We start from the raw sequence: 12,906 nt of genomic DNA on the forward strand, positions 1-12,906 counted from the left end.
TCAGGGTTAAGGGCTTACTCAACCGTTAATGTATCGACAACCTCAGCCACGCTTCTCACGCTGCGGATACTTCCTATCCCCGTGCCGAGCGAGATATAACCTTCATCGGTGTTATCTTCCAGCATGCCCAGGCGCAGGCCCCGCAATCCTCCCATCGCCTTGCCCAGCGCTTCATTGCTTGCGCCAGCTTTATCCATCGCCGCCAGTTTTTCCGCCAGCTTGCCGGGGAGAGAACGATAGTAGTGAGGGACGGTGCGGAAAAGCAGCAGGTCCAGGCCGTTGGCGGCAACAATTTTCTCTTTGACCTCCTGTGGCACGCGGCTTTCTACGGTACTGATAAAGACCGAACCGGCAAACACGCCTTCCGCACCTAACGCATGCGCCGCTCTGGCGGTGCGGCGATCGGTAATACCGCCCGCCGCCATCACCGGAACATGCTTCACGGCATCGGCAATCAGCGGCACGATGGAAAAGGTACCCAGCGCCGTTGCGGGTAGCGTCCCGCCCTCGTCAAAACCGGTGGCGACGATAATGTCTGCCCCCATTTCTTCAGCCAGAAGGGTGTTCTCCGGCGTGGGATTGATGTCGCGGTAGATAATGGCGATACCCGCCTCTTTTAACTCATTGAACAGCGCAGGAATAATGCTGCCTTCACCATAGCCCGTATACACCACGGCCCTGACGCCTTCCTCTTTTATCACCTTAAGAATTGGCCCGGTCCAGACGTCATTAACGGCGGTGGGGATCAGGTTCACGCCGAAGGGGTTTTCGGTCAGCCGTTTGGTTTTGCGAATTTCTTCCCGCATTTTTTCGGCGGTTTCTTCCGGCGTGGAGACCGCGGTATCGGCGGTTAACCCTGCGTTGGGGCCGAGCACGCCGAGTCCTCCTGCATTGCTGACCGCGGCCACTAAACGGGCATCAGTAAGCCAGGATAACGGTCCCTGAATAACAGGCTTTTCGATCCCCAGGATCTGACAGATACGGTTATTTTTCATAGCAGAACATTCCTCACGTTTGAATGGAGGAGAGTGTAGGGCGGAAGATTGTTAGGAAAAATAGCCAAAAAGATTCATCACTGTTATAAAATAAGTAACAATCCTGACATTCCTGTGACGGCAAAAGAGACAACCAATGCAACTAAATCTCTTTGAATCAATTAGAGTTTTCATTGAAATTGTCGAGTCGGGCAGTCTGACCCAGGCGGCGGAAAATCTGCAGATCCACCGTCCGGCGGTCACCAAAGCGTTACAGCATCTGGAGCAGCACAGCGGCACGCGTTTGCTGCAGAGAACAACGCGGCGGATTAGCCTGACGCCGGACGGCGAGGCGTTTTATCGCCGAAGTAAACCCCTGCTGGCGCAGGCGGACGATTTACTGGAGTCGTTTGGCACTGGCCGGGCAATACACGGTCAGTTGCGGGTGGATATGCCCATCGCTTTTGCGGCGCTGAGGGTCATACCCAACCTGCCGGATTTTTATCGGCAGCATCCTGAGATCGACATCATACTGAGCAGCTCTGACCGCCGTCGGGATATGCTGCGCGATGGCCTGGACTGCGTGCTGCGAGTGGGGGAGCTGGACGATGGTGACTATGTCGCGCGCAAAATCGGGAACATTAAAATCACGACCTGTGCCAGCCCGGCCTGGCTGGCAAAACACGGTACGCCAGAAACGCTGGATGATTTATACAAACATCAGGCCATCAACTGGATCAATAACAACAGCAGAAAAATTCAACCCTGGACGTTTACTACGCCAGAAGGCATTGCGGAAATAACGCTGCCCGGCAAGCTGGTCGTGGATAACTCCGAAGCCTACATTGCGGCGGGCCTGGCCGGGTTAGGGTTAATACAGGGGATGAATCTTTTTCTGCAGCCCTATATTGACCGCGGCCAACTGGTTGAAGTGTTACCGGAGCATCGCTCCCCGGATCGTAAATTGTCGCTTCTCTATCCACACCGCCATCTCTCCCGCAAGGTGCGGGCCTTTACCGAGTGGCTGGAAAGTTTAGTGTAAAACCGCCACCGGAGAGGAGCCCGCCAGTTCATGACACCGCGCGCCAATCTGTTTCATGGCATTCAGCAGGCGAGGCTTGGGTTCGTTTGCGCAGTTTAGCCGCAGCAGCTGACGGAGGATGAGATCCCCCGGATCCTGAGGAACCGTTTTGCGCTGACGGCTGTGTAATCTGCCGGGGAACGATTGAGCCTCAGCTCACCTTTCTTCTGCGGCTTTGCGCTGAGTCCCCCCACTGTAACAGCAGGCTAAACGACGCGGGTAATACGGTCAGCGTTACCAGCGTCGCGACCAGCAGCCCGCCGATAATCGCATAGGCCATTGGCCCCCAGAATACCTGATGAGAGATCGGGATCATGCCCAGAATGGCGGCGCAGGCGGTCAGACAGATGGGTCTGGCCCGATGCTCCGCGGCCGCCACAATCGCGGCATCGTTTGCCATCCCCTGAGCAAGATTACTGTCTACCTCGCTAATCAGTATCACCGCGTTACGCACGATCATCCCCGCCAGGGCGATGACGCCCAGCAGCGCGACAAATCCCATCGGCGTGCCGCCGGGCAGCATAGCCAGCACGATCCCCGGTAAACCAAACGGGGCCATCAGAAGCGCCAGCAGCATCCGGGAATATCGGCGCAACTGAAGCATCAGCAGCATCAACATGATGACAAGCGTCACCGGAAGAACGCTAAAAACGGAGCTGTTCCCCTTATCTGATTCGGCAACCGCGCCGCCTTCTTCTATGCTGTAACCGGCAGGCAGCTCCGCGCGCAGCGTGTCGATCGCCGGACGCAGCGCCGCCGATACCGCTTCGGCCCTCAGCCCCGGCGCGAGGTCAGTTTGCACCGTAATAAAAGGCAACCGCTGTCGACGCCAGATGACCGGATCGTCCACGCTCCAGACCAGCGTCGCGACGGCGCTGAGCGGAATTTTTTTACCGTCATTCCCCTGAACGGTCAGCGAGGAGAGGGTGGCGGTGCTGTGACGTTCATTGTCCGTGGCCCGCAGCACCACGTCGACAAGGCGATCGTTATCCCTGACCGAGGTGACAACGCTGCCGGACCAGAGGGTATTCAAGGTGCGGGCGAGAGCTTCTGACGATATTCCTGCCGCCCTGGCCGCCGTCTGATTCACCTTCAGAGTAATGATCCTCTCCGGCTCTCCGGCCGTCTGGTTAACCTCGCGCGACAGCGGCGATTGGCCAATCGCGTCGGCCAGACGGTTCGCAAGCGCCCGGACCTGCAGATAATCAGGCCCGCTCACCCGGTATTTGATTGGCCAGCCGACGGGCGGCCCAAGCTCCAGGGGCGACACGCGCGTGATGATGTCGCTAAACTGCGCCGCCAGCAGCCTGTTCAACTGCTCATGCAGACGATCCCGCGTCTGAAGATCCTTCGCCACCACCACAATCTGGGCGATGTTTTCATTTTCCAGCAGCACGTCCATCGGCAGGTAAAAACGGATGGCTCCTGACCCGACGTACGTCGAGTAGCGCTCTATATTGCTGTTGCCGGCCAGCGCGTGTTCCAGCTTTTCCACCTCTCTTAACGTTTCGGGCTGCGACGCGTTGGCCGGAAGCGTCAGGCTGACCAGCAGTTCAGGCCGGTCCGACGCGGGGAAGAACTCACCCTGCATAAACGTCGTGCCGTACACGGACAGCCCCAGCGCGGAAAGCGCAATCAGCACGGTGGCGAGCCGGTGACGTAGCGCCAGCCCTAAAAGCCGCCTGTACCCGCGCGCGATCCTTCCAGGGCCTGCCGCGCGATGTCTGACCTTCTCCGGCAGCAGCCACGTGCCCGTCAGCGGCGAAAACAGGATCGCGACAACCCAGGAGCAGAGCAGGGCAATCAGCACTACCGCAAACAGGGAAAAACAATATTCACCGGCGCTGGAGGCCGCAAAACCAACGGGAATAAACCCGGCAATCATCACCAGGGTTCCGGTGAGCATCGGGAAGGCCGTCGTTTTGAATGCATGGGTGGCCGCATGCCGACGGGAATCCCCGACTTCCAGTCGGGAGACCATCGTTTCGACGGCGATCATGGCGTCATCCACCAGCAGACCCAGCGCAATGATCAGCGCCCCAAGCGAGATACGCTGAAGCCCGATGCCGGCGAGCATCATGCCGGCAAACGTCATGGCGAGCACCAGCGGAATGGCCGCAGCCACCACCAGCCCCGCCCGCAAACCCAGCGAGACAAATGAAACCGCCAGCACGATAACAACAGCTTCAATAAGCACCCGGACAAAACCATTTACCGCGTCACTGACCACCGCCGACTGATCGGCAACTTTCACCATCTCAATACCGTGCGGCAGCCCGGCGCTGAGGACTGTCATTCTGGCGTTCAGCGCGGCGCCAAAACGCAGCATGTTGCCCGTTGGCGCCATTGACACCGCCAGCCCGATGGCCGGTTTGCCGTTTACCCGGTACGCGGGGGCCGGTGGCTCGGCGGCTTCCCGGGTGACAGTGGCGATATCGGTCAGCGGAATATAGCGATTGTTAATGTGCAGCGTGACGGCGCGTAAACTCTCTTCGGACGTGAGCGCCCCGCTGACCTTGATCGCGATGTTCTCCTGCCCGGTACGCATAACGCCAGCTGGGACAACCGCGTTTTGCGCCCGCAGCGCATCGGCGACCGCCTGAATATCCAGTCCCATACCCGCCAGACGGGCCGGAGAAAAGGCGAGAACCATCTGATCCTGCTGTTCGCCCAGCAGGGTGGTTTTGCCGATATCTGGCAAGGAGGCGAGCTCACGACGTATTGTCTCAACGCGATCCCGCACTTCCCGTAAGGTATAGCCGTCGGGAATAAAGCCGTAAATCGTGCCGAACGTATCGTCAAATTCGTCGTTCACGGCCGGGCCCTGAACGCCTTCCGGTAAAGACGGCGCGATGTCCTGCATTTTTTTGCGGATCTGATACCAGATGTCCTGCACCTTTTGCGGTGGGGTATTGTCACGGAGATTCAAATGGATAACCGTGCTCCCGGCACGGGTTTCACTTTCGAGATAATCAAGCCAGGGCGTTTCCTGCAGCTTTTTTTCAAGCGTATCGGTCAGCAGACGGGTGGTGTCCGTTACGGACGCGCCCGGCCACTGCGCGGAGACGACCGCCGTTTTAATGGTAAAAACCGGATCTTCATTACGCGGCAGTTTTTCATAGCAGAACACGCCCATCGCCACGATCAGCAGCATGAAGAAACTGACCATCTGCTGATGGTTAAGCGCCCATGCGGACAGGTTAAATTTCGCTTCCGGTTTCGTGTTCATGGCTGAACCTCCCCGGGTACCACCGGCTCTCCGGAACGGAGTTTGCTCACGCCAGCCGTAATCACCCGGTCGCCTGGCTCAAGGCCGGAGGCGATAATCACCGAGGAGGCCGTATAGCAGGCAGGCACCACCGCGCGCAGCTGCGCCTGCGAATGCGGGTTAATCACGAACACCGCCGGTCTATCTCCAGTTCGGCTCAGCGCCGATGCGGGAATGACGTAACCTCGCGGGCCAGTCGAGGGCAGGGTGACGGTGACGCTGGCACCCAGCGCTATCGCCGCTGGCGGGTTTATCAGGGTGGCTCTGACGCGCCAGGTGCGGGTCTGAGGATCGGCCTGCGGGGTGATATCCCGCAGCACGGCAGATGCCTGTACCGATGGGTCGCTGAGCAGGGAAACCCGCAATTCCGCCTTATCCAGCGGCGGTATCGCATCGGGCGTGGCGATATCAAACGCTACGTCGCGGGCTTCGCCGGTTGCCAGCGTAAGCACCGTCTGTCCCGCGCTGACAACCTGGCCCGCAGAGGCGCTCACCTCGGTGATCGTGCCGGTTTGTGGAGCGATAAGGCGCGTCCAGCCAAGGCTTTCGCGGGCGTTACGCCACGCGGCCTCGCTGCTTTTTAATCGCGCGCGGGCGACAAGCCAGTCCGCGCGGGCGCTGTCGAGTTGCGTGCGGGCTATTGCGCCCGTCGGCATGAGCTTTTGCATTCGGCTGACGTTAAGCGCGGCAACCTGCGCTGAGGCTGTGGCCCCTTCATAGTCGGCCGTTGCGCTGTCGAGCTGATTTTGTCCGGTGGTATTTTCAAGTGTGGCCAGCAGCTGTCCGGCATTAACCCGATCGCCAATATCAACGCTGCGCGTCAGTATTCGCCCCCCGGTTTGAAAGCTCAGAGTCGTTTCATCGCGGGCATGGATCTCACCGGTCCTTTCCAGCGCGGGGAGGGTTTGGGCTGTACGTACGACGACGTAGCGCACCTTACGCACTGGGGCAGGCTTATTTTCCTGTTTGTCACCGCAGCCGGTGAGCGGAAAAATCACCAGCGCGAGCAGGACCAGAGGGAGAAAATTTACCCAGGAAAGAGTGCGCGCCACGCCGTACAGATGGTGCAGGCAGTGGCGGAGGGAGAGAACAAATTCGTCTGACATAACGCCGCTCCATAAAGATGAGGGCGTTATTAAATGTGCGCTACGTCGAGAAAGATTCGATGTTCTGTCAAGGGTTTATCAAGAGTGGATATTTTTATTACCGGACGGCTGCCAGGGTAACAAAATACGCACAGCAAGGCCGCCCGTTTCCGGTAATGAGGCCTCGATCGTGCCCCTATGTGCCTGACAAATCGCCCGGGCGATAGACAAACCGAGGCCGCTGCCGCCGGAATGCCGCGCGCGGGACTGCTCCTCACGGCTAAAGCGCTTAAACATGTCCGGTAAGAACTGGGGGGATACGCCCGGTCCGTCATCGTGAAATTCAATGGCGTAATGTCCGCTGGCGTAGTGCAGCGCCACCTCAAGATGGCCGCCTTCGCGCCCGTAGCGTAGTGCATTTTCCATAAGGATAGTAAATACCTGCCCCATGCGGAACGCATCGCCTCTGAACGGGCACGTACGCGGGTTACGCAGCGTAATCGTAAAATGATGCGCTTCCGCCTGCGGCATGATCCAGGCCGCCCGCTCCTGAATAAGCTCATCCAGAGAAAAGGCCTGCTCTTCCAGCACCAGATTTCCCGCGTCCGCTAACGAGAGAAGGTGAAGCTCATCGGTCAGGCGATTAAGATGCTGAAGCTGTTTCATCACCATTTCCAGCTGCATCGGGCTGGCATCAAACACACCGTCCAACATGCCCTGCAGACGACCAATGGCGGCCGTCAGGGGCGAACGCAGCTCGTGCGCCATCGCGACGTGCGAGGCGCGGAGCTCTTTTTCATAGCGGGCGAGTTGCCCCGTCATGGAGTTAAAGTCGTTTGCAAAGCTGACCATTTCCGCTGGCGCATCCTTGACCAGTTCAGCCTGACGGCCAAACTGCCCGTCGGCGACATCTTTGGCGGCATCGCGAAGACGGCTGAACTGCAGCGCCAGCGGTCGGGCGTGTTTTAACCCCATTACCACAATAAACGGGATCATCACCAGCACCAGCAGGGCCACCGTAACCCAGTCCGCAGAGGCGATGGATGGCGTGGAATAACTCAGCCCCCACCAGGTATCCACAATGCTGTGGAAGCGGGCCGGATCGGCCTGTGGGTTCTGGCTGAGCGTCAGAAATTCCTGCCGGACCGCCGCTGGCATTCTGCCCATTATCCAGTAGTTCTGTACCGCATAACGTAGCCACATGCAGGTGGCAATGACGATCACGCTGCCGATGGCCAGTGCCAGGATACGCGCGCAAATCCAGCGCCAGAGAGAGGAGTGCCGGTTTTTTATCATGGTTGTCTGAACCTGTATCCCACGCCGCGAACGTTAATCAACACGCCGGAAATACCCGCCGCTTCGAGTTTTTTACGCAGGTTATAAATATGGGTGTCCACCACGCGCTCCAGCGCCTCGCTTTCCGGCAGACAGTGTTCCAGCAGGTACTGACGGGAAAAGGGGCGTGCGGGAGAACGCAGCAGCGTTGCCAGAAGCGAGAATTCCGTTGGCGTAAGATCGAGCATCACGGGCGCGTCGCCGCCGTTATCCACGCTCGCCACAATGGCGGCCACATCCACCTCCAGCGTTTGCCAGCGAAGGATCTCGTCGTCTGTCTCTTTTTTACTGCTGCGTCGCAGCACCGCCTGTACGCGAGCCACGACTTCTCCCGGATGATAGGGTTTCACAACATAATCATCGGCACCGTACCGCAGGGCACCAATGCGATCGGGGGTGTCGCCCATGGCGGTGACCATGATCACCGGTACATCGCTTTTACGACGCAGTCCGGCCAGCACTTCGGTGCCGTTAAGCCCGGGCAGCATCACGTCCAGCAGGATGAGGTCGGGTTTCCACCGCTGCGCCATATCCAGCCCGGAAAGACCGTCTCCGGTAATGGTGACATCGTAATTTTCACGACGTAAATAAGCTTCAAGCACGCCAGCCGCATCGGCGTCATCTTCAATAATCAGCACTCTTCTGGACAACATCCGTTCACCTTGACCGTTTCTTAACACTATCCCGACGATTCATTGATTTAGCCAAACCATACTGCGCCAACATTGTGTGGCAGACCCTGAATCAGCAGACGCCAGCGTCTGCGTGGAGAACAGTATGATAGCGATAAAAAAAGGCCTGTATATGACCGTTCCGCTTCTGATGGCCGTTGCCTCAGGTGTGCAGGCGGATGATGACGCCGCTTCCGGCTCTTTAACCGTCGGGCTGGGCGGTCACTATGCCCCCCGTTATTCAGGCTCAGACAAGCAGGTGTGGCAGGTGGTTCCTGTGCTGCAGGGGCGCAAGGGTGCTTTCTTTATTGATGCACAAAAAGGAGTGGGATATGACCTGCAAAACGACAGCGGTTGGTACCTGGAACATACGCTGGGTTACGACCTCGGGAGGGCAGAGAAAAATTCTGGCTGGCGTGAGGGCGCAAACAATCTGAAGGGGATGGGGGACATTGATGCCACCCTGAATACCGGCCTGGCCGTCGGCTGGCAGGCTGCGTCCTGGCTAAGCGTTGAGGGTAAGGCGACGCTACCGTTAACGGACAGTCAGGGCGTAAGTTATCAGGCGTCCGTTACGTTGATTCCCCTGCAAAACAGCGAGGACACGATCGCCCTTCAGTCTGCGGCTATGTTTGGCGACAGCCGTTATCTGAATACCTGGTATGGGGTCAGCGAGCAGCAGAGCCGCCGCACCGGCTATCGCCGCTATTCAGCGCCGGGGGGATTTTATGGCGTCGACACCAGCCTGACCTGGAGCCATCAGTTCGATGCTCACTGGGGAACGGTCCTGAGCGCGGACTATACCTGGCTTGGCGACCATGCGAATGAAAGCCCAATAGTGATGCGGCGCAATGAGGGGGCTGCAACCGCCGCTATCACCTGGACATTTTAAAATCGCGGAGCACGAGCGGACGAGAAGATTATTTCTTCTTATCCATCATCGCTTTTAAATCGGCAAACGGGTTAAACGTGGCGACACCCACGTCTTTTTGCGCGTCTTCACCGGCGACTACGGTGGTGCCGTACTGATCCGCTTCGGTGTATTTCGAATGCTCGTGATCGTGACAAAACAGGCACAACAGCTCCCAGTTGCTGCCATCTTCCGGGTTGTTAGTATGGTCATGATCGATATGGTGAACCGTCAATTCACGCAGGTTGGAATAGACGAACTCCCGCGAGCAGCGTCCGCAGACCCAGGGATAGATTTTTAATGCTTTCTCGCGATAGCCGCTTTCCAGTCGCGCGTAGTTTTTAGGGATCAGAGCCATTGCCGGTTTTACCTGCCATGAAAAAAGTGGGGGATATTATATCCATTATGGAGCGGAATGACGAACCCCGTTATTCCGTCAATTTATTTGATGCTTTCCGTTAAATAAACGGCATTTATTCTTACCGGGTAATGCGTAAAGTGGACAGAACGCAACGCATTATCAGGACACAGGGTTATGAAAAAGATCGGGTTTTTATCGTTTGGTCACTGGACGCCTTCTCCGCAGTCCGGCACGCGCTCGGCGGCAGACACGCTGCTGCAGTCCATCGACCTGGCCGTGGCCGCTGAAGAGCTGGGGGCGGACGGCGCCTATTTCCGCGTGCACCACTTCGCCCGTCAGCTTAGCTCGCCGTTCCCTCTGCTGGCGGCAATAGGCGCGAAAACGAAAACCATTGAAATCGGTACGGGCGTGATTGATATGCGCTATGAAAACCCGATGTATATGGCCGAGGATGCGGGCGCGGCAGATCTGATCTCCGGCGGCCGTTTGCAGCTTGGCATCAGCCGCGGCTCTCCGGAGCAGGTCATTGATGGCTGGCGTCATTTCGGCTATGTCCCGCAGGAAGGGGAAAACGAAGCGGACATGGCGCGCCGTCATACCGAGGTGCTGCTTGAGGTGCTGCGCGGCGAAGGGTTTGCAAAGCCGAATCCACAGCCGATGTTCCCCAATCCGCCTGGGCTGCTGCGCCTGGAACCGTATTCTGAAGGGCTGCGGGAGCGTATCTGGTGGGGCGCCGGTTCAAATGCGACGGCGGTATGGGCCGCTAAGCTCGGAATGAACCTGCAAAGCTCAACCCTGAAAGACGATGAAACCGGTGAGCCGTTCCATATTCAGCAGGCAAAACAGATCCGCGCCTATCGTCAGGCCTGGAAAGAGGCAGGGCATGCGCGCGAGCCGCGCGTCTCGGTCAGCCGCAGTATTTTTGCCCTGATGGACGACCGCGACCGGATGTACTTCGGCGCCAGCCGCAACGACAGCGATAGCGTGGGGTATCTTGATGAAAAAACGCGCGCGATCTTCGGGCGCAGCTATGCCGCGGAGCCTGACAGGCTGATCGAACAGCTGAAGAAGGACGAGGCGATTGCCGAGGCTGATACGTTATTACTGACCGTACCGAACCAGCTCGGTGTGGATTACAATGCGCACGTGATTGAGTCCATTCTCAAACATGTCGCACCGGCAATGGGCTGGCGCGATTAAGTATTCCGCCGTCAGCCGTGAGATCGTAATGGAAAATCTGGCCCTCTGGTATCGCCGTTTTGGCGAGCCAGAATCTGTTCTGCAACCTGAAACCGCGCCGCCGGGCGCGCTTGCGCCGGGATACCTCCGCGTGCAAATGCTGTATGCGCCGGTGAACGCGTCCGATCTCATTCCCATTACCGGCGCTTACCGCCACAGAACCCCGCTGCCCGCCGTCGCGGGGTATGAAGGCGTCGGCGTTGTCATTCAGGCGCCCGCGTCTTTTGCGCATCTGCTGGGTAAACGCGTTCTGCCGCTGCGCGGGCAGGGCACCTGGCAGCGCTATGCGGATTGCCCGGCAGAGTATGCGATACCCGTGCCGGATGATGTCGATTCACGCCTGGCCGCGCGGGCCTATATCAACCCGCTGGCGGCGCAGATGATGTTGAGCCACTATCCACCGCGGGGAAAGCGGGTGCTGCTCACGGCCGCCGGTTCGGATTGCGCCATTCTGCTCGGGCAGTGGGCGCGTCTGGCGGGGGCAGAGGCGGTGTACGGTATTCATCGTTCGCCCGTTCACGCTGAACGGCTGGCGGCGATGGGGATCGTTCCTGTCGCACAGCATGACATGCAGCGGATTCTCTCCGTTGCCGCGCGTGCCGACGTCGTTTACGATGCAACCGGCGGGGCGCTGGCGGAAGCGATCCTGAGCGTGCTGCCGGAGCAGGGCATATTTGTCTGCTACGGGCTGCTCTCCGGGCAGACCTTCCGCCAGCAGCGGCCCCTGCCGCGCGTGGCGTGGTTCCATATTCGTAACTATCTGGATGGGCTCAGCGCAGAGGCGTGGCGCGCGGAGTTCGATCAAATCTGGCCCCGGATGCGCGCCAGTGAATACAGCCCCGGAACGGTGTACCCTCTGACGGACTGGCAGAGGGCGCTCAGGGCTTACCGTGAAGGAGGAAGGGCAAGCAAGCCCCTCATGTCGATGGCGGAATGACGGCTATTGATGGCTCATATCGCTCAGCAGCACGGCGATGCTTTGCCCGCCCGCCGTCTGTTCCAGACCAATCTTCACGATGATGGTCAGCGGAACGGAGAGCAGCATGCCTACGGGACCGAGCAGCCAGCCCCAGAAAATCAGGGACAAAAAGACGACCAGCGTCGAAAGCCCCAGCCCACGCCCCATCATTCGTGGTTCAAGAATATTCCCGAATACCAGGTTAATCGCCAGATAGCCGGCCAGCAGAATCAGCGCATCATAAAATCCGCTGAACACCAGCACCTGAAGAATAGGGGGGATTGCCGCCAGCACGGAGCCGATGTTAGGAATGTAGTTGAGCGCAAATGCCAGTAACCCCCAGACGAACGCAAAGCGGACGTCCAGCGCCACCAGCATTCCCCAGACCACCACCCCGGTGACCAGGCTGATGACGGTTTTCAGTACCAGATAGCGTGAAACGCTGTCCAGCGCGCGCTGAATAGCTCCCATTCCTTCAACCGGACGAACCATGATTTGCTGTAACTTTGCGGGCAGCTGTGGCACCTCCAGCAGCATGAACACCACCGTTAAAAACAGCAGGAAAATGGAGGTCATGGCATTGGAAAGCTGCGTCAGCAGGCCTGTGACGATGGTCATGGCCGCATTAGGGTCGATATATTTAAGAAGCTCCTCAACCGAGACTTCTATTCCCGCGCGCTGAAGCCAGGGCTCAAGCTGCAGCAGCGGTATCGCCAGCGAGGAACGGTATTTCGGCAGCGTTCGCGCCAGTTCGTTCAACGAGGTACCCAGATACGCAACCAGTAACACCATGGCGAAAATAATGACGCTAATTAGCAGGGTAATTGCCAGCACGCGCGGGATGCGCAGCCGCGTCATGCGCCGGACCAGTGGGTTAAGGATCACCGCAACAAACAGGGCCAGAATAAAGGGCACAATGATGTCGGCGGCAAAACGAACGCCCGTGAGTATGATCACCAGCATGCCCAGCATGATGACAATTTTTAACCCGTTGAGGGTAATAATGGGTTTAGCCATGGTGACT

The 12,906-nt window shown here is 58.4% G+C and carries 11 protein-coding genes; 4 read left to right on the plus strand and 7 right to left on the minus strand.

The genetic code is table 11. The features are described from left to right. Positions 1-14: 14 nt before the first annotated feature. On the minus strand, positions 15-995 hold the full coding sequence (locus tag IM265_RS08195; protein WP_126345668.1) for a nitronate monooxygenase family protein: 981 nt from the start codon (positions 993-995) through the stop codon (positions 15-17). Positions 996-1,131: 136 nt separating this feature from the next. Here IM265_RS08195 and IM265_RS08200 point away from each other — a divergent pair, with 136 nt between their 5' ends. Next, on the plus strand, positions 1,132-2,016 hold the full coding sequence (locus IM265_RS08200; protein ID WP_045261464.1) for a LysR family transcriptional regulator: 885 nt from the start codon (positions 1,132-1,134) through the stop codon (positions 2,014-2,016). 190 nt (positions 2,017-2,206) lie between these two features. Here the strand turns inward: IM265_RS08200 and IM265_RS08205 are convergent, their stop codons facing one another. The 4 genes from IM265_RS08205 to IM265_RS08220 all read right to left on the minus strand — a co-directional run bounded on the left by IM265_RS08205 (position 2,207) and on the right by IM265_RS08220 (position 8,396). Beyond that, complete coding sequence (locus tag IM265_RS08205; RefSeq protein ID WP_193031265.1) at positions 2,207-5,284, minus strand: efflux RND transporter permease subunit; 3,078 nt, start codon at positions 5,282-5,284, stop codon at positions 2,207-2,209. Next, positions 5,281-6,429, minus strand: coding sequence for an efflux RND transporter periplasmic adaptor subunit (locus tag IM265_RS08210; protein ID WP_193031267.1), 1,149 nt, complete (start codon positions 6,427-6,429; stop codon positions 5,281-5,283). The genes IM265_RS08205 and IM265_RS08210 overlap by 4 nt, the downstream gene beginning before the upstream one ends. A gap of 78 nt (positions 6,430-6,507) precedes the next feature. Continuing rightward, positions 6,508-7,704, minus strand: a complete 1,197-nt coding sequence (locus IM265_RS08215; protein WP_063153910.1) for a cell wall metabolism sensor histidine kinase WalK — start codon at positions 7,702-7,704, stop codon at positions 6,508-6,510. After that, positions 7,701-8,396, minus strand: coding sequence for a response regulator (locus tag IM265_RS08220; RefSeq protein WP_028012960.1), 696 nt, complete (start codon positions 8,394-8,396; stop codon positions 7,701-7,703). The genes IM265_RS08215 and IM265_RS08220 overlap by 4 nt, the downstream gene beginning before the upstream one ends. Positions 8,397-8,520: 124 nt before the next feature. Between IM265_RS08220 and IM265_RS08225 the strand changes: the two genes are divergently transcribed. Then, positions 8,521-9,306: a MipA/OmpV family protein gene (locus IM265_RS08225; protein ID WP_193031269.1), complete on the plus strand. Its 786-nt coding sequence runs from the start codon at positions 8,521-8,523 to the stop codon at positions 9,304-9,306. A gap of 28 nt (positions 9,307-9,334) precedes the next feature. Here the strand turns inward: IM265_RS08225 and yajD are convergent, their stop codons facing one another. Further along, a complete protein-coding gene (gene yajD, locus IM265_RS08230; RefSeq protein WP_003857471.1) occupies positions 9,335-9,682 on the minus strand; it encodes an HNH nuclease YajD in 348 nt (115 codons plus the stop codon). 177 nt (positions 9,683-9,859) lie between these two features. Between yajD and IM265_RS08235 the strand changes: the two genes are divergently transcribed. Both IM265_RS08235 and IM265_RS08240 read left to right on the plus strand, forming a co-directional pair. Further along, a complete protein-coding gene (locus IM265_RS08235) occupies positions 9,860-10,885 on the plus strand; it encodes an LLM class flavin-dependent oxidoreductase (protein ID WP_048956325.1) in 1,026 nt (341 codons plus the stop codon). A 28-nt stretch (positions 10,886-10,913) separates the two neighbouring features. Then, positions 10,914-11,861 carry a zinc-dependent alcohol dehydrogenase family protein gene (locus IM265_RS08240; protein WP_193031271.1) on the plus strand — a complete coding sequence of 316 codons (948 nt, stop codon included), beginning with the start codon at positions 10,914-10,916 and terminating at the stop codon, positions 11,859-11,861. A gap of 3 nt (positions 11,862-11,864) precedes the next feature. On the opposite strand, the gene IM265_RS08245 is transcribed toward IM265_RS08240, so the two are convergent. After that, positions 11,865-12,899: an AI-2E family transporter gene (locus IM265_RS08245; RefSeq protein WP_041910260.1), complete on the minus strand. Its 1,035-nt coding sequence runs from the start codon at positions 12,897-12,899 to the stop codon at positions 11,865-11,867. Positions 12,900-12,906 lie beyond the last annotated feature (7 nt).

It is taken from the genome of Enterobacter cloacae complex sp. P17RS (genome assembly GCF_014895885.1).
Lineage (GTDB): Bacteria > Pseudomonadota > Gammaproteobacteria > Enterobacterales > Enterobacteriaceae > Enterobacter > Enterobacter bugandensis.

What these genes read in the sequence shown, in the direction of transcription:
- IM265_RS08195 (WP_126345668.1), bottom strand. Translation starts at nt 995, where the DNA reads ATGAAAAATAACCGTATCTGTCAGATCCTGGGGATCGAAAAGCCTGTT.
- IM265_RS08200 (WP_045261464.1), top strand. Translation starts at nt 1,132, where the DNA reads ATGCAACTAAATCTCTTTGAATCAATTAGAGTTTTCATTGAAATTGTC.
- IM265_RS08205 (WP_193031265.1), bottom strand. Translation starts at nt 5,284, where the DNA reads ATGAACACGAAACCGGAAGCGAAATTTAACCTGTCCGCATGGGCGCTT.
- IM265_RS08210 (WP_193031267.1), bottom strand. Translation starts at nt 6,429, where the DNA reads ATGTCAGACGAATTTGTTCTCTCCCTCCGCCACTGCCTGCACCATCTG.
- IM265_RS08215 (WP_063153910.1), bottom strand. Translation starts at nt 7,704, where the DNA reads ATGATAAAAAACCGGCACTCCTCTCTCTGGCGCTGGATTTGCGCGCGT.
- IM265_RS08220 (WP_028012960.1), bottom strand. Translation starts at nt 8,396, where the DNA reads ATGTTGTCCAGAAGAGTGCTGATTATTGAAGATGACGCCGATGCGGCT.
- IM265_RS08225 (WP_193031269.1), top strand. Translation starts at nt 8,521, where the DNA reads ATGATAGCGATAAAAAAAGGCCTGTATATGACCGTTCCGCTTCTGATG.
- yajD (WP_003857471.1), bottom strand. Translation starts at nt 9,682, where the DNA reads ATGGCTCTGATCCCTAAAAACTACGCGCGACTGGAAAGCGGCTATCGC.
- IM265_RS08235 (WP_048956325.1), top strand. Translation starts at nt 9,860, where the DNA reads ATGAAAAAGATCGGGTTTTTATCGTTTGGTCACTGGACGCCTTCTCCG.
- IM265_RS08240 (WP_193031271.1), top strand. Translation starts at nt 10,914, where the DNA reads ATGGAAAATCTGGCCCTCTGGTATCGCCGTTTTGGCGAGCCAGAATCT.
- IM265_RS08245 (WP_041910260.1), bottom strand. Translation starts at nt 12,899, where the DNA reads ATGGCTAAACCCATTATTACCCTCAACGGGTTAAAAATTGTCATCATG.